Annotated in this window: 12 protein-coding genes; all 12 read left to right on the plus strand. The window is 44.2% G+C overall.

The genetic code is table 11. The features are described from left to right. The first annotated feature begins 217 nt into the window (after window positions 1–217). The 12 genes from BN1938_RS04495 to BN1938_RS04550 all read left to right on the plus strand — a co-directional run bounded on the left by BN1938_RS04495 (window position 218) and on the right by BN1938_RS04550 (window position 16,495). Window positions 218–898, plus strand: a complete 681-nt coding sequence (locus BN1938_RS04495; RefSeq protein WP_050639452.1) for an ABC transporter ATP-binding protein — start codon at window positions 218–220, stop codon at window positions 896–898. Continuing rightward, window positions 895–3,387 (plus strand): ABC transporter permease, encoded by a 2,493-nt coding sequence (locus BN1938_RS04500; RefSeq protein WP_050639453.1) that lies wholly within the window; start codon window positions 895–897, stop codon window positions 3,385–3,387. Before BN1938_RS04495 ends, BN1938_RS04500 begins: the two co-directional genes overlap by 4 nt. Window positions 3,388–3,596: 209 nt before the next feature. Then, window positions 3,597–4,418 (plus strand): transketolase, encoded by an 822-nt coding sequence (locus BN1938_RS04505; protein WP_050639454.1) that lies wholly within the window; start codon window positions 3,597–3,599, stop codon window positions 4,416–4,418. Continuing rightward, window positions 4,418–5,359, plus strand: a complete 942-nt coding sequence (locus BN1938_RS04510) for a transketolase family protein (protein WP_050639455.1) — start codon at window positions 4,418–4,420, stop codon at window positions 5,357–5,359. Before BN1938_RS04505 ends, BN1938_RS04510 begins: the two co-directional genes overlap by 1 nt. Before the next feature lie 13 nt (window positions 5,360–5,372). After that, window positions 5,373–6,236: a phosphogluconate dehydrogenase C-terminal domain-containing protein gene (locus BN1938_RS04515; protein WP_082202784.1), complete on the plus strand. Its 864-nt coding sequence runs from the start codon at window positions 5,373–5,375 to the stop codon at window positions 6,234–6,236. 11 nt (window positions 6,237–6,247) lie between these two features. Beyond that, on the plus strand, window positions 6,248–7,219 hold the full coding sequence (locus BN1938_RS04520) for a D-2-hydroxyacid dehydrogenase (RefSeq protein WP_050639456.1): 972 nt from the start codon (window positions 6,248–6,250) through the stop codon (window positions 7,217–7,219). 12 nt (window positions 7,220–7,231) lie between these two features. Further along, window positions 7,232–9,880 carry an alpha-L-rhamnosidase gene (locus tag BN1938_RS04525; RefSeq protein ID WP_050639457.1) on the plus strand — a complete coding sequence of 883 codons (2,649 nt, stop codon included), beginning with the start codon at window positions 7,232–7,234 and terminating at the stop codon, window positions 9,878–9,880. Window positions 9,881–10,024: 144 nt separating this feature from the next. Then, window positions 10,025–11,329: an ABC transporter substrate-binding protein gene (locus tag BN1938_RS04530; protein WP_050639458.1), complete on the plus strand. Its 1,305-nt coding sequence runs from the start codon at window positions 10,025–10,027 to the stop codon at window positions 11,327–11,329. A 65-nt stretch (window positions 11,330–11,394) separates the two neighbouring features. Further along, the gene (locus BN1938_RS04535; RefSeq protein ID WP_050639459.1) at window positions 11,395–12,252 is read left to right on the plus strand and encodes a carbohydrate ABC transporter permease; all 858 of its coding nucleotides are present in this window, start codon (window positions 11,395–11,397) and stop codon (window positions 12,250–12,252) included. A 2-nt stretch (window positions 12,253–12,254) separates the two neighbouring features. Next, window positions 12,255–13,085 (plus strand): carbohydrate ABC transporter permease, encoded by an 831-nt coding sequence (locus tag BN1938_RS04540; protein ID WP_050639460.1) that lies wholly within the window; start codon window positions 12,255–12,257, stop codon window positions 13,083–13,085. Window positions 13,086–13,227: 142 nt separating this feature from the next. After that, the gene (locus tag BN1938_RS04545) at window positions 13,228–15,009 is read left to right on the plus strand and encodes a sensor histidine kinase (protein ID WP_148487122.1); all 1,782 of its coding nucleotides are present in this window, start codon (window positions 13,228–13,230) and stop codon (window positions 15,007–15,009) included. Continuing rightward, on the plus strand, window positions 15,002–16,495 hold the full coding sequence (locus BN1938_RS04550) for a response regulator (RefSeq protein WP_050639462.1): 1,494 nt from the start codon (window positions 15,002–15,004) through the stop codon (window positions 16,493–16,495). The genes BN1938_RS04545 and BN1938_RS04550 overlap by 8 nt, the downstream gene beginning before the upstream one ends. Window positions 16,496–16,933: the final 438 nt, after the last annotated feature.

Genomic DNA, 16,933 nt, shown 5'->3' on the forward strand with positions numbered 1-16,933 from the left:
GTATTGAAACAATAAGGAAACGGGGACTGACCCTCTGTGGGGGTCAGAACTCCGTTTTTTGTTTGTACTATGATGCAATAGAAAGTAAACTTGACGGCTAAGTGGGAGCGATTAAAATAAAACCTACAAAATTCTTATGTTTTTCGAGAGGTTTTTGAAACATTTCTTTGATATTCTTATTACAGACCAAAAAACGGTGTTCAAAGGAGTGTTTAAAATGAGTATACTGAAAACAGAAAATCTGAAGAAATATTATGGGAAAGAACCCAATGTCGTGCGCGCGCTGGACGGCGTATCCCTGGAAATAGAAGACGGCGAATTTGTGGCGGTAGTCGGGACATCCGGCAGCGGCAAGTCGACCCTTCTGAATATGATGGGCGGCCTGGATGTTCCCTCATCGGGAAAGGTCATCATAGCGGGCAAAGACCTGTCGGGAATGGATGACGACCGCCTGACTATATTCCGCCGCAGGAGGATCGGATTCGTATTCCAGAACTACAATCTGATCCCCATACTGAATGTGTACGAAAATATCGTGCTGCCGGTCTCTCTGGATGGAGAGAAGCCGGATGAGACCTATCTGAAAAAAATCATTTCGCTTCTGGGCCTGGAGCAAAAGCTGATGGAAATGCCGAATAACCTATCCGGCGGCCAGCAGCAGAGAGTGGCAATTGCCAGGGCGCTGGCTTCAAAACCGGCAATCATACTGGCGGATGAACCCACCGGGAATCTGGATTCCAAAACCAGCCAGGATGTGCTGGGGCTGATTAAAATGACGAGCAGACAGTTCCACCAGACAGTTGTCATGATCACTCACAATGAGGAGATTGCACAGCTTGCCGACAGAACCATCCGCATCGAAGACGGAAAGATCAGGGAAAGCAGGTGGAATGCATGAGCCGGAAGTCATCAGGGAAAATTGCTGTAAATAATAATGGCAGGACGGTAAGAAGTCTGGCTGCCAGCAGCATAAAAAGCAGCAAAATGCGTAACTTTTTTATTGTAGTTACGATCATCCTTTCCGTCAGCCTGCTCATGGTCATGGCCTTGTTTTACGCGGGTATGGACACGGAAAGGGCGCGCCAGGTTGAAAAAATGCAGCATGTTATTTATTACAAGCTGGACAGACAGCAGCTGGAGGAACTTTCACAAGATAAACGGACAGAGTATGTCCTGGGGATGAAAAGCGGCCAGGGTATGGAAGTGGACGGCAAAATGGTCCAGCCCGTGGCATATGACAGTGAACCGCTGAAGGCAGACGGGGTTGAGATTGATACAGTAACTCCGGTCAAAGGAAAAGCGCCGTCAGAGATAAACGAAGTGATGCTGTCGGATGCACACTGCAAGGCGCTGGGGCTTCAGGGGGAACCGGGCGAAAAGATATCCTTTACCTTTTTAGACGGAACAACCGAAGAATTCATTCTTTCGGGTGTCTTTCATTTGGATAGCCCGCCAAAAATATATAGCGTTATGCTTTCCCAGAAATATGCGGAACAGGGATCACAGCTGAAAGATGTGGCATACGACGGTATCGTGCGTATTCATGATGCAAGAGAAATGAAGCAGCAGAAATTTTTAGAAACCATACGCACCATAGCGTCAGATTATGGTATTGCCAGAAAAAACGTCAATGAAAATAATTTTTACCTGGATACATTATCCGGCGGCGACCGGCAGGCCCAGCAAAACATGTTGTTGATTGGTGTAGGCATCGGGATCCTGTTTGTCAGCGTATTGGTAATCTACAGTGTATTTTATCTCTCAGTGGTTGGCCGCATCCGGCAGTTCGGGCAGCTTAGGACCATCGGAATGACAAAGCGCCAGATCCGCAGAATGGTTCGCTACGAGGGGCTGATATTATGTGGAATCGGAATCCCCGTGGGACTTTTGATTGGCGGAGTAATCAGTTACTTCCTGAAACCGGGCGGCTGGAGCTGGAAGAACACGCTGCTGATCGGGGCAGCCGTCATTGCGGCTGACATTATAACGGTGCTTCTGTCAATCCGTAAACCGGCATCCATTGCCTCTGCAATTGCGCCTGTGGAAGCAAGTAAATTTTCCGGTGTTGAGACGGAAAAACCGAAAAAAGGCAAAAAGAACCGGCGTGCGGAGGGAAGACGTCAGGATGGCGGACACAACGACAGAAGTAAAAAAATGTACCGGAATCTTACGCCTATGAATCTGGCCTCCATGAACCGCACGAGAAACAAGAAAAAAACAGCTATGACAATGGCATCACTTGGCATTGGCGGCGTTTTGTTTATGCTGGCAGCGTGTTTCATCACATGTACCAGTCTGGAAGGATATGCGAGCCAGGGCCCGTACCGTTTGGGGGAATTTGTCATTAACCTTTCCTACAACGTATCGGAAACAGCGGAACACGGACAGACATCCATTCAGGAGAATAATCCGATCAATGAGGAGCTGATCAGGCAGCTTGAGTCTATTGACGGGGTGGAAAAGGTCCAGACATTCCAGGAATTACACGCCCGCTGGGAATCCCATGATGAAACAGACGAGGAGAATATGGTGTCCTTTGCTGAAAATGAGGTGGAAAAACTGAAAACCATGCTGGAAGAAGGCGACATTAACTATGACAGCATGGTACAGGAAGATCAGCTGCTTATACAGTATAATGATTCAAACAAAGAAATATATGGCTGGAAGTATGAAGTCGGGGACAAGGTAAAACTGTCTTGGTATGACGGCGCAAATGAGGTAGAAAAAGAGTTTACAGTTGCAGGAATCCTGGATACGAATGACTATATAAACTACAGCAATAATTATGGGAACTTTATCCTGCCGGAGGAAACATTAAACCAGATGGCGAATGGCCTGAACCTTAACAGTCAGATCGTTGTGAAGGTTGACCGTGAAAAAGAATCCCAGATTGAAAAGCAGCTGAATGCGGTAATGGATGAAAATCCGATGCTGACAATGGGGACGTTCAGAGAAATGCTGGAAGAGAGTGAAAAATCCTTTAGTATTCTGTTTTCGGTCATGCTGGGGTTAAGTCTTTTCATCGTGGCATTCAGCATTCTGAATATGATCAACACATTAATCACGAATATTCTTACTAGAAAGCATGAATTTGCTATGATGCAGTCCGTAGGAATGACGACAAAACAACTGTCCCGTATGATACAGACGGAGGGCCTGATGCTGACAGCCGGGAACCTGGTCATCACACTGGTTTTTGGAACGGCGGCAGGGTATGGTATGGTTAAGATATTTGAATACTTTGGGGTCGACTATATGAGTTTCCGGTTCCCGGGGTGGCTGTTCCTGGGGTATGCGGTGTTTACGGCAATTGTTCCTATGATTGTATCCGCGGTTATGATACGCGGGTTTCAGAAAGAGGCTTTGGTGGATCGATTGAGGGAGTGATGGCAAAAATAAGCCGGAAAATTTAAAAAGAAGAGGCTAATGGCAGAAGGGTGAGTAATCCCCGGATGTCATCAGCCTTTTTTTTGATTGAATAATCCATACGTTTGACTTGATATTCTATCCAAACGAAAAGCAAATTATGATATCGTAAGTTTAACAACAAATAACATAAGCAAAAGGCATTATGGGTGACATAAGGAGGGTTCTTAATGAATACAGAGGAACTAAAAGTAATTGCAAACCGTCTGAGACTGACAGCGGTTGATATGATTTATAAAGGAAAAGACGGACACCCAGGACCGGCTTTGTCAATAGCAGACATCATATCAGTTCTGTATTTTGATGAGATGAATATCAATCCTGCAGAGCCCGATTGGGAGGAACGGGATCGATTTATTCTTTCGAAAGGGCATGCATGCCCAATTTATTATGCGGCACTATCGGAAAAAGGCTATTTTGGAAAAAGAGTTGAAGATTTTGGACTGCGTGCGCTGGGCAGTACGTTCCAAGGGCATCCGGTCATGAACAAGACAAAAGGTGTAGATATGACAGCGGGCTCTTTAGGGAATGGAATATCTATTGCAGGAGGAATGGCTCTGGCAGGTAAATATAGAAAAAAGGACTATTATGTATACGTAATTACCGGCGATGGGGAACTTCAGGAAGGGGTCTGCTGGGAAGGAATTAATTCGGCGGCGGCACACCGGCTTGACAATCTGATTGTATTTGTAGATAAAAATGGATGGCAGAGCGGAGGGACGGTGGAAGACACAATCGGCCGGAATAATATCCGTGAAAGGTTTGAGTCATTCGGCTGGCATACGCAGGAGATTGACGGACACGATATTGACGAAATTAAAAGGGCGATTGCCAGAGCAAAGGAAGCAGCAGGGAGTCCCAGTGCCATCGTGTGTGATTGCGTAAAGGGAAAGGGCGTTCCATACATGGAGAATAACAATGCATGGCATAAAGGTGTTCCGTCAGATGAAGAATACATAGAAGCAGGGAGAGCTTTGGGAGGTGTGAAGTAATGGCTGGTTTTAAAGGGACGAGAGAGGCGTTCGCACAGGCGATGATTGAATTGGCAGAAAAAGATGACAGGGTAATGTTTGTATCGCCGGATTCTTTAAAGGCAATGCGTGCGACCAAGTTTGCAGAAATGTTTCCGGATGAATATATAGAAGTAGGGATATCGGAGCAAAATGCAGTGGACACTGCAGCAGGGCTTTCAGCAGCGGGGCTGATTCCATTTGTGGGAACATATGCAGGTTTCCTAACGATGAGAGCGTGTGAGCAGATGAGAACATTTGTTGCATATCCAAATCTGAATGTAAAATTTGTCGGAATCAATTCCGGGCTGCTGGGCGGCGAGCGGGAGGGGGTTACTCATCAGTTTTATGAAGATATAGGGATCCTTTCAAATATCCCGAACTATACAATCTTTACTCCTGCTGATGGAAACCAGACATACCATGCCGTGAAAATGGCATATGAGACAGAAGGCCCGGTATATGTAAGGGCAGGAAGCGGGAGAGAGAAGGATATCTATCCTTTGGAGGCAGCGTTTAATAAGGATGGAATTACAATCTTGAAAAGGCATGGAAATGACACACTTTTGTTGTCCAGTGGATTTGTTTTAGACAGAGTGCTTCAGGCAGCAGAAGTTTTAAACGGCATGGGAATTCACGTAACGGTAGGAGATGTCAACATTCTGTATGGAAAAAATACGGAGCGGATTATCAAAGAAATATGTAACAGTGAAAGAATTGTTACTGTTGAAGACCATAATGTCAATGGCGGCATGGGCGCATACATCAGCGGACTGTCTGTAGAAAATGCCCCAAAAAAAATCATACGCATGGGGTTAAAAACATTTGGAGAATCGGGACCGGCAAAGGAATTAGCAGATGCATACGGACTGTCCGTGGAAGATATTGTGAAGACTGTGAAACAAGGCGTTGAAGGAAAGTAATGAGGTTGTTATTATGGAAAAGATTGTTGTAAGTGTCATTGGTGCAGGCGGTAAGATGGGGACAAGAACAAGTAATAATCTGGCAAAAAGACCGGATGAATTTGAACTGCTTATGGCAGAAGCTTCCCCGGCAGGAATACAAAGTATTAAGGATAGAGGACATGAACCAATAGCAGTAGAAGAGGCGCTGGAAAAATCGGACGTTGTGGTATTTGCCGTACCAGATACGTTGATCGGACAGCTGTCAGCGGTATATGTGCCCAAATTAAAGCCTGGCAGCGGGATGATTATTTTGGATCCTGCGGCGGCTGTGGCTAAGGAACTGACGCTGAGGGATGATTGTACATTTTGTGTGGCGCATCCATGCCATCCCTCCTATTTTCTGGATCAGGATACATATGAGGCGAGACAGGACAGATTCGGCGGATGCGGAGGGAAACAGGACATTGTGATGTCCAAGATTCAGGGGGATGATGCGCGGTTTGAACAGTGTGTAGAGGTGGCAAAGCAGATGTATGCGCCGGTAGAACATGCATATGTCATGTCATCGGAACAGATTGCATTTCTGGAGCCTACACTTGTGGAACTTCTGGGGGCAACCTGCCTGTACGCAATGGCTGAAACAGTGGATGAGGCAGAAAGAAGAGGGATTGACAGAGAGGCGGCGGTTTCTTTTCTGACAGGGCATATCTACAATCTTTCGGCTAACTTTTTAGGATACATACCAGGCAAGCCTCCGGTATCTGACGCCTGCAAAGTGGCAATAGGCCTTGGAAATAAATTGGTTATGAGGGAAGACTGGAAACAGATATGGGAAGATGATGTACTGGATAAAGTGATTGCCACAATGCTTCATCCTGAAAATCCACAGATATAATGGAGGCAAAAATGAAGATTGTAGTGTTAGACGGATATACGTTAAATCCGGGAGATATCAGTTGGTCGGGGCTGGAAAAATTGGGTGACTGCATAATATATGACAGGACATCTCTCACAGATACTGATGAGATTATCAGCAGAATTGGGAATGCAGAGGCGGTGTTTACCAATAAGACTCCGATCCATGCAAAAGTACTGGAAAATTGTCCGAATATCCGTTATATTGGAGTGCTGGCAACCGGGTATAATGTAGTAGATGTAAAAGCCGCAGCAGAAAAAAATATTACGGTTACAAATGTGCCGTCTTATGGCACTGCTGCCGTGGGACAGTTTGCCATAGCACTTTTGCTGGAAATATGCCATCACATCGGACATCATAATCAAGCAGTGCATGAAGGAAAATGGGAGCAGAATGATGATTGGTGTTTCTGGGATTATCCTTTGATTGAACTGGCGGGAAAAACAATGGGAATCATAGGATACGGAAGAATCGGCCAGGCGACAGGTAAGATTGCACAAGCATTGGGGATGCGTGTTCTGGCATATGATGCATATCCCGATATGACATTAGAATGTGAAAGCTGCCAATATGCAGATCTGGAAGAAGTACTGAGAAATGCCGATGTCCTGGCGCTTCATTGCCCCTTGTTTCCTGAAACAGAAGGGCTGATTCATAAAGACTCAATACGGAAACTAAAAGACGGGGTTATTATTTTAAATAATTCAAGAGGCCCCCTGATTGTGGAAAATGATCTGGCTGAAGCCTTAAAATCCGGAAAAGTTGCGGCGGCGGGCCTGGACGTTGTATCGACAGAGCCAATACAACCAGACAATCCACTGCTGAATGCCCCAAACTGCTTTATTACTCCGCACATTTCATGGGCGCCAAGGGAATCAAGACAGAGATTGATGGATATTGCTGTGAATAATTTAAAAGCATATATAGAAGGCTGTCCTGTCAATATTGTTACCGTGAAATAAGGGGGGAAGACTTTGCTGGAAATAACAAAGATCCATATCAATTACCAGACAAACCCTGAAGGCATTGAAGCGGTGGAGCAGATTGGCTGGAAACTAAAGTCAGATACTTTCAATGTTGTGCAGGCAGCATATGAATACCAAATCGCAGAAGATGATAGGTATAAGAAAATGGCAGCTGCAAGCGGGAGAGTTGAGAGTGAAGAATCTGTACATGTGACATCCGGGCTTGAAAGACTGGCCCTGAACTCTCACAGCCGTTATTATATCCGTGTCCGTGCATGGAGTACGGATGGAGAAGCAAGCGGGTGGAAAGAAGGCAGCTTTATAACCGGAATTTTAAAGACCGAAGAATGGAAGGCCCAATTTATCACTGCTGAAAAAGATGCGGAAAAAGAAGAGAGCCGCGCCTATTATTACCGCAGGGAAATCAACATAGAGAGAAAGATAAAGTCAGCGTATGCCTATGTAACGGCACTTGGCCTGTATCATTTTTATGTAAATGGAACAAGAGTAGGTGAAGATGAATTTACACCGGGCTGGACCTCTTATAACAAACACTTGTTATATCAGACGTATGATATTACGGCCTGCCTTGAGGATGGGGCGAACGTTATCGCAGGACTGGCCGGTCCGGGCTGGTATAAAGGAGACATAGGCTCCTTGCGGGCCAGAAATCATTATGGGGATAAAACGGCTTTTTTCTGTCAGATTGAGGTTGAATATGAAGACGGAGTAAGAGAATGCTTTTATACAGATGAGACATGGAAATGCAGAATAAGCCCGATTCGATTTTCTGAAATCTACGATGGTGAGATATATGATGCCCGCCAGGAGTGCCGGGGATGGAATAAAGCAGGCTGTGCAGATCAGGGCTGGAACCATGTTTGTGCTGTTACTTATCCATTAGAAATTCTGAAGGCCCAAGGCGGCGGCAGGGTAAAGAAAATACAGGAAATAGCTGTGAAAAACATGTTTCATACACCTCAGGGCGACCTTGTCATAGATTTTGGACAGAACCTGACCGGCTGGGTGGAATTCCGGATAAAGGGAAAAAAAGATGAGATCGCCGAACTGATTTGTTTTGAGACTCTTGATGCAGAAGGAAATGTATATTTGGATAATCTAAGGACTGCCAGGCAGACGATCAGATATATATGCAGCGGCAAAGATGAGGAAACATTCCATCCCAACTTTTCTTATCAGGGTTTCCAGTATATCAGAATTGTATCCTATCCGGGAAAGCCGGAACCAGAAGATTTTAAGGCGTGGGTGTTACATACCGGGATGGAGCAGACCGGAAAAATGGAGTGTTCCAATCCTGATTTGAACCAGTTGTTCCATAATATTCTCTGGGGCATGAAAGGAAATTTTCTGGATGTGCCGACAGACTGCCCGCAAAGAGATGAACGCCTTGGATGGACAGGAGATGCGCAGATTTTCTGCAGGACTGCCACTTACCTTATGGATACTTACACATTCTACAGTAAATGGCTGAGAGATGTTGAAGCGGATCAGACAAAAGAGGGGGGCATCCCCCATGTAGTGCCCGATATATGGACAGGAAAGCCCGTGCAAGGAAAAATCTTTGAGCAGGGAACACATTCTGCCGCCGGATGGGGCGATGCAGCGGTGATTGTTCCGTGGACGCTATATCAGATGTATGGAGATACAACAGTAATAAAAAGACAGTATAGATGCATGAAATCATGGATTGAATTCATGCGGAAACATGCCAGGAACAATATCTGGAATTATAAACTTCAGTTCGGAGACTGGGTTGCTTTGGATGCTGAAGAAGGCAGTTATTATGGTGCAACGCCAATTGATCTCACTTGCACCGCGTATTATGCATATTCAACGGAACTGTTTTCGAAGATGGCGGGCATTATAGGAGAAACGGAAGACGAGATAACATATAGAAAACTCTACGAAGAAATAAAAGAAACATACCAGAAAAATTTTTTAGGCAAGGATGGCAGGTTAAAGGTGCAGACACAGACGGCACAGATTATTTCGCTCTATTTCCGGCTTTTGCCGGAAAGCTCACGGGAAAAGGCAGTATGTGACTTGATTGGGCTTCTGCAAAAAGAGGGAGGACATCTTGTGACCGGCTTTATGGGAACCCCCTATATTTGTCATGCTCTCAGTGAAAACGGGCATACAAAAAAAGCCTTTGAGCTGCTGCTAAAGGAAGACTTTCCATCGTGGCTTTATCAGGTAAAACAGGGAGCGACTACGGTATGGGAACACTGGGACGGAAAAAGACCGGATGGTTCCATGTGGAGTCCGGCAATGAACTCATTTAATCATTATGCATATGGGGCTGTCGGTGAATGGATGTTCCGTGCTATGGCGGGAATCGAGTGTAGTGAAGCAGGGCCAGGTTTCAAAGAGATCATTATCCGCCCGCATATTGGAGGGAATCTGAAATATGTGAAAACTTCTTATGAAAGTATTTATGGAAGGATTCGTACACAATGGGATTGTGAGGGAAGTGAAGTGAGGCTGAAAATAGAAATCCCGTGTAACACCAGAGCGCTGATCTGCATAAGTCATGTAAAAAAAATAAAGAAGGAGGGCAGCTTACAGTTCAAAGAGAAGGATACAGAGATGCAGGCTCAGTGTGGTTCGGGTGTGTATGAGATACTATATGAAATATGATTGAATGTAACTGCACAGTCCGTACAAAATGGAATTGAAGCATATTACGATTGGTTTTGGTTTCCAATGGGTAAAACTTCCATGTGCAGTACAAAAAGAACGTGGCAGCATAAAAACATAGGAGAATTTGAAGGAGGAAAAGAAATGAAAAAACGAGTGGTGGCGGTATCTATGGCTGCTGTATTGGCAACAGGTCTTCTTGCAGGATGCGGAGGCAGCCCGGAGGAAAAAAAGAGTGAATCACCAGAAAAAGAGACTACAGAACTATCCCTATTGGTAGATACGGCAAATGCATCGACGGCGGGCTTTGAAGCAGTGGCAAAACTGGCAGAAGAGAAGCTGGGTATTCAGGTTACTGTGGAAACAAGGCCGGGCGGAACAGAGGGCGATAACATCGTGAAGACAAGACTTGCAAGCGGAGACATGGCAGACTTGTGCGTATATAATTCAGGCTCTCTTCTGAACGCGATTAACCCTGAGCAATATTTCATTGACATATCCGGAGAAGAATTTGCGGACAGGCTGGATGATGATTATAAAAAGGCAGTATCCGTTGGAGAAGGTGTGTATGGTGTGCCTTATCAGTCCTCTCAGGCGGAGGCTATTATGTACAGTAAGCCTATGTATGAGAAATACGGGCTGGAGGTTCCAAAGACATGGGATGAGTTCATGGCAAACTGCGATGTGCTTAAAGAAGCGGGTGAGACAGCTATCCTGGGAACATTTGGAGATTCATGGACTGCTCAGATTCCATTTTTAGGAGATGCATATAATTTGATAACAAATGCGCCGGATTTTCCGGAAAAATTTGATGCCGGAGAGGCAAAGTGGGCGACGACTCCTGCTGCACTTCGAAGCTTTGAGAAATTAGCAGATACGATGAATTATTATAACGAAGACTATCTCGCAACTACATATGATGACGGATGTGATATGATGGCTAATCAGGAGGCAGGACATTGGTTTATTCTTTCTAAAGTACTTACTAACATCGATGACCTGTATGGTGAAAAAGTAAATGACTTGGGCATCTTTGCAGTACCGGGCGATGATGCAGAGAAGAACGGCATAACACTATGGTATCCTGTTGCTATTTATGGAAACAAAAACAGTGACAAACAGCAGGCAATTCTGGACTTCATGGAATTCTATATTTCAGATGAGGCTCTAGATGCTTATTCAGAGGCAGCATTGCCCGCAGGACCTTATTGTGTAAAAGATTATGAGCTGCCGGAGAATTCTTATGATGCAGTTGCTAAGGATATCCAGTCCTATCTTGATGCAGGTAAATCAGCGCCGGCACTTGAGTATATCAGTCAGGTAAAGGGTGCTGACTGTCCGACAATCTGTCAGGAACTAGGCTCCGGACAGACAACCCCGGAAGAAGCAGCAGAAAAATATGATAAAGATTGTGAAAAACAGGCAACCCAGTTGGGACTGGACTGGTAAAAAAACGGGGTGTGTGAAGAAAGAGCACACCCTTAGTTTTATCAGATATTTAACGGAGGGTGAGTATGGACAGAAAAAAAATATATTCGAACTGGTTTATCGTGCCTGCAATGGCTATTTTTACGGTGTTCTTTTTGCTGCCAATGGTGATATCGCTGTTTTTCAGCTTGACAGTATGGGATTTTCATAGTTTTACTTTTTGTGGGTTAGATAATTTTAAGACATTTTTTTCAGACTCTTCCCTGTACAGTTCCATTACAAATACGTTGATTTATGCGGTGCTTACATGTGGCTTAAAGTTGATCCTTGCTTTTTTCCTTGCTGTATTTCTAACAAGTAAAATAAAGACAAAATCATTTCTGAGGTCTGTCGTATTTTTCCCAAATCTGATCAGTACAGTGGCAGTTGGAATTACATTCTGCGCCCTGATGCATCCAACCAAAGGGCTGATTAACCAAGTGATTGAGCTGATGGGCGGAAATGGGATAGACTGGCTGGGTAATGTCCAAATAGCACTCTATTCAGTTATTCTCACAGATGTATGGAAAGGTGTCGGTGTTGCGACAGTTATCTTTATTGCAGGCATACAGTCTATTGATAAGACATATTATGAGGCTGCTTCCATTGATGGTGCTACGGCATGGCAGAGCCTGAAAGCTATTACGGTTCCATTAAGCAGGCCGGCAATGAACTCAGTGATTATCCTCTCTTTTATAGGCGGGTTAAGAACCTTTGAGTTAATCTGGGCGATGACAGGCGGTGGTCCTGGCTATGCGACAGAGGTTATGGCGTCGACAGTCTATAAACAATATGCAGCCGGTTACTATGGTTTGTCTACTGCGGGGAATGTAATTATGTTTATTTTAATTGCATTGTTGGCTTTCCCTTTGCAGAAATTCCTGCTTAGTAAGGAGGCGGACTGATTATGAAGAGAAAAAAGAGAATTTATATTCTGGGAGATGTACTGGGAATTCTGATGGCAGTTATTGTATTTATTGTGCCCTTTGCGTTTATGCTGGTAAATGCCTTAAAGGAGAGGCGGGAGGCTAACCTTTTGAACATCAGCCTGCCACAGAATTTACACTGGGAAAACTTTCTGGAAGTATTCCGTGCGAATAATTACCAGATTGTAACTGCTTTTAAAAACAGTGGAATGATTGTATTAGGCTCTGTTATGATATTAGTGATTGTCGGTTCAATGGGCGGTTATGTAATTCAAAGAAGGAAAGACCGGATTATGGGAATATCCAATGCGTTGATTATGACAGGGCTGATGGTCCCAGCCGCAATTTTACCTACAATTTGGGTGCTGCAGAGAATTCATTTGTACAAAACACTGACAGGGATGATTTTGATAGAAACTGCATTACATATTCCGTTTACTGTTATGCTGTACAGAGGATTCATGAGCTCCATCCCTGTAGAACTGGAAGAGGCAGGCTATATAGATGGATGCTCCAGATGGAAGACTTTTACAAAGATTATCTTCCCGCTTCTCAAGCCTGTGACATCGACGGTTATCATATTAAATGCAGTCACAATTTTCAATGATTTTACAAATCCGCTGTATTTCCTGCCGGGGGCGGAAAACGCGACGGTACAGCTGACGCTTTATAATTTTATGGGGCAGTATGCAAGCTCTTATAATCTATTGTTTGCAGATGTTATTCTGATAACGGTACCTATGTTGATTTTATTTATCTTTTTTAATAAGAGGATTGTTGACGGAATGGTTGCCGGGGCGGTGAAGGGGTAGTGCACAAAAAGACGGTTGCCAGACCGTCTTTTAGCCGTATAGTTGTTATGTCCGGTTTTTTTGAATTAAAATATCCTCCGGAGGTATCGTGACCGCTTGCGGTCATGATGCCTCCGTGGTGAAAGTCAGAGAGGACTGGTTTATGAAATTTCAAAAGAAGATTATTCTTGTTTATATGCTGTTTTCTGTTATTGTAACAGGCATTTTCGGCAGTGTGTACTATGCTTTAAATGTACGCCAGTACAAAGAGCGTGAGTATACCAATATCAGTACGGTATCTAATGTAAAACTTCAGCAGATGGAAACCTTAATATCAGGTATGGAAGGTGTCATTACGTACTTCCTTTCAGACGTCAGTATACTGGATGCGCTTCAGGGGTTCTCAGATCTTGAGGCTGATACCTATGAGGAAATGTATTTTGACACTGTTTCCAGCATTATCCGTTCAAAGCTGTCCACTTACTATTTGATGGATGAGTATTATCGTGTGATTGTTTTTAATAAAAATGGAAATGTGATCTCAAATACAAATTATACGGGAATGGCCCCGGACATAAAGGCGTCTTATGAAACTTACCCATGGAAGGAAGAAGTAAGCGAAAAGGGCGGGAAAGACATCATACTGGGACTTCATGAGGATGACTGGGGCAGCAGGAAAAAGCCGATGGTGATTTCGGTTGTCAAAGAAATACAGGGAATGGACATGGGATATGTGGAGGTACAGCAGAGTAAAAAGGCATTAGACGAAATGATTGCAGATCAGGACGAGGCCATCCGTTATCTATTTGTGACAAAGAAGGGCGATCTTTTATATGCCGGAGATGAGTCAACAGATGCGGGGCATTACCTGAGCCAGATAGAAGATTCTGGAGAGGGCATTCAGGAGATTCGGTCGGAAAATGGAGAGGAAGTGTTATGTCTGAGACAGGAATCAGAAACACAGGATATTATATTGCTGACTATTGCAGATACAGATATTGCGAAGAACGCTGCGGCAGCGGTTCTTCCGGTAAGCATACTTCTTCTGGTGGGGTTGTGGATGATATCATTAGGCTATGTCTATCTGACATCACGTCAGCTAACAAAACCAATCCGGCAGCTTCAGCACTTCATGGAGACAACTCATTTAGGCAATTTGGAAGCGGAGATTCCGGAGAAGATTTCAAATGATGAGATCGAGTCTTTATATGTTGCTTACAGGGAGGTCATGGAGCGACTGAACGAATCTATTCTGAAGGAAAAAAGACTGTCGCTGCTGCAGCTGCAGGCACAGTTTGACCTGCTCCAGGCGCAGGTTAACCCACATTTTTTATATAATGTGCTGAATGTAATATCGGGCAGAGGAATCATGGCGGATGATGAGGTTATCTGCGATATATGCGGGGAGCTGGCGGGCATGCTCAGATATGCTACAAATACAAAAGCTAAGTATGCAACTGTAGCAGAAGAATTGGAATCTACGAAATCTTATCTAAAGCTGTTGAAATACAGATACGATTACAGGCTTTCTTATGAAATACATGAAGATGACGATATCAGAGAAAAAAGACTGCCTAAGATTGTGCTGCAGCAAATTGTAGAAAACGCTGCGGTCCATGGGTATGAAAAGAGTGAGGACATTATGGAAGTGTCGATAAGCGGATACCATATTCGGGACAGCTGGTATATCAGAATACATGATAACGGATGTGGTATATCGAAAGGCGTTTTGGAGAAGGTCGAAGAGTCTATGGAGTCTGTCAGGAAAAAACTGACAAACGACAGAACGAATGTGGAACTGGAGATTGGCGGAATGGGCTTAGTTAATACATATGCAAGGCTGTACTTGCTTTATACAGATAAATTAATATTTCGGATTGAATCGAACGAAGCAGGCGGAACGGATGTGATAATCGGTGTAGAAGAGGAGGAGGAAAGTGTATAAAATATTAGTAGTAGATGATGAGCCGACCGGCCTGAACCATGTCTGCTTGATTCTAAAGAAAAAGTGTCCTCAGTTTGAGATTATGAATACAGCAGAAAATGGGAAACAGGCCCTGGAAATTATCAGCAGTGAACAGCCGGATATGTTAATTACCGATATCCGCATGCCGGTTATGGATGGAATTGAACTGGTATCCCAGGTGAAAAAAGAATATCCTGAAATACTATCCGTGATTGTCAGCGGCTATTCTGAGTTTGAATATGCCAAGAGCGCACTCCGGTCAGGTGTTTGTGATTATCTTTTGAAACCCCTGGTTCCATCTGACATGAAGAACCTGATGGATAGAATGGAATTGAAACTGAACGCTCTTTATTATGAAAGAAGAAATGAGATTCTAAAATCCTTATGCCATGAAAAAGAGCTGCGAAAAGATAGTAAATTGGAGCGTTATTTTCCGGCTTCAAACTATTATACTGCAATTTTCCGTTGGAATGGACTGCCGAGCAGGTTTGCCAAAAAAAACGGTGTAGAGATTTTTTCTATGGAGGAGGAAAAGATTTACCTATATGGAAGAGATGAGATGGAAGCGCTTTATCTGATACCAGAGGAGCTGCTATATCAGGAGTCATTCAGCAGTTTCGCCAAGAAGCTTTTCAAGCGTGAGCAAAAGCAAAAGAGGGGAGCGTATGTGACGGGCGTATTCTGTGGGAAGCAAATACCAATAGGGCAGTTGCCTGAAACAGCACAAAAACTTTACAGAAAGCTCGATGAGACGATTGTAATTGGGAAGAGCCAACTTATTACACTCGATGGACAGGTACTTTCTATAAATAAAAGCCAAAAAGAAAAAGAACTGTTGGAACGCATTGAACGTTTGATTCATTACCAAGACAATGACAAGCTTTTGCCAGAGCTGCATAACATATTTTTGATTTGGAGGGATGGTGGTTACAGCCAGTTATATGTAGAATCGGAGGTAAAATATATTATGCGGCTGCTTCAGAACTCCTGTCCGCTTAAAATGAATACTTCCGAGATCGAGTTCATGGTTGATGACGTGTTCTATTATGCTGTAGATACGCAGGAACTTGAAGATAGTATCATGCTGCTCATTCAGCAGTATACCTCACAGGCAGGTAAGGAGAGGGGGGATAACAGAGAACAGTTTTTTAATTCCATTTTGTCTTTTTTAAATAAGCATATCCAAGAAGCTGTCACCTTAGGAGAGGTCTGCAGAGAATTTGGTGTTTCCCAGACTTCATTAAGCAGAATGTTCCGCTCATATAAAGAAACTTCCTTCAGTAATTATCTGACAGAGATTCGGATAGAGAAGGCAAAGCAGATTATGCAGCAGGATCCGGATGGTTACGTAAAGGATATCGCAGAACGGTGCGGATATACGGATCAGTTTTATTTTAGCCGTATCTTCAGGTCGGTGACGGGTATCTGCCCGAAGGAGTATATGGATAAGATAAAAAAGAGATGATGCATTAGTACTAGCTTTAGTCGCGGGGCGGATGGGGACGCTCCATGAAGGGATAGCCGAAAACCTCCCGGAGAACATCCATGTCCTTTCAAAAATGCGGCCGCGGGCCTAAGAAATTCTAGGCGGGAAACAGCCCTGAAAATGGAGCACCACTGACACATCACGAGAAATCCGATGATTTCTCGCGCTGGGTCAGCTGATTTTTGGATTCGGAATCCAAAAATCTCTCCATTTTCAGGGCTGTTTCCCACCAAGAATTTCTAAGGTCCGCTTTGAGCGTTTTTGAAAGGACATGGATGTTCTCCGGGAGGTTTTCGGCTATCCCTTCATGGAGCTGGCGCATCCAACCGGCAGGAAAAAGCTCGTTTCTAAGGAGGGGCCTCAAACGGGGGCAGCGTATGGATATAGAATTGGTGGCACTTTTATGTCCCCAGTAGG

The sequence above is a fragment of the Eubacterium sp. SB2 genome (assembly GCF_001244405.1).
Classification (GTDB): Bacteria; Bacillota; Clostridia; order Lachnospirales; family Lachnospiraceae; genus Faecalicatena; species Faecalicatena contortus_B.

Coding starts and splice junctions, on each gene's coding strand:
- BN1938_RS04505 (WP_050639454.1), top strand. CDS start 3,597: ATGAATACAGAGGAACTAAAAGTAATTGCAAACCGTCTGAGACTGACA.
- BN1938_RS04535 (WP_050639459.1), top strand. CDS start 11,395: ATGGACAGAAAAAAAATATATTCGAACTGGTTTATCGTGCCTGCAATG.
- BN1938_RS04530 (WP_050639458.1), top strand. CDS start 10,025: ATGAAAAAACGAGTGGTGGCGGTATCTATGGCTGCTGTATTGGCAACA.
- BN1938_RS04545 (WP_148487122.1), top strand. CDS start 13,228: ATGAAATTTCAAAAGAAGATTATTCTTGTTTATATGCTGTTTTCTGTT.
- BN1938_RS04495 (WP_050639452.1), top strand. CDS start 218: ATGAGTATACTGAAAACAGAAAATCTGAAGAAATATTATGGGAAAGAA.
- BN1938_RS04520 (WP_050639456.1), top strand. CDS start 6,248: ATGAAGATTGTAGTGTTAGACGGATATACGTTAAATCCGGGAGATATC.
- BN1938_RS04515 (WP_082202784.1), top strand. CDS start 5,373: ATGGAAAAGATTGTTGTAAGTGTCATTGGTGCAGGCGGTAAGATGGGG.
- BN1938_RS04510 (WP_050639455.1), top strand. CDS start 4,418: ATGGCTGGTTTTAAAGGGACGAGAGAGGCGTTCGCACAGGCGATGATT.
- BN1938_RS04500 (WP_050639453.1), top strand. CDS start 895: ATGAGCCGGAAGTCATCAGGGAAAATTGCTGTAAATAATAATGGCAGG.
- BN1938_RS04540 (WP_050639460.1), top strand. CDS start 12,255: ATGAAGAGAAAAAAGAGAATTTATATTCTGGGAGATGTACTGGGAATT.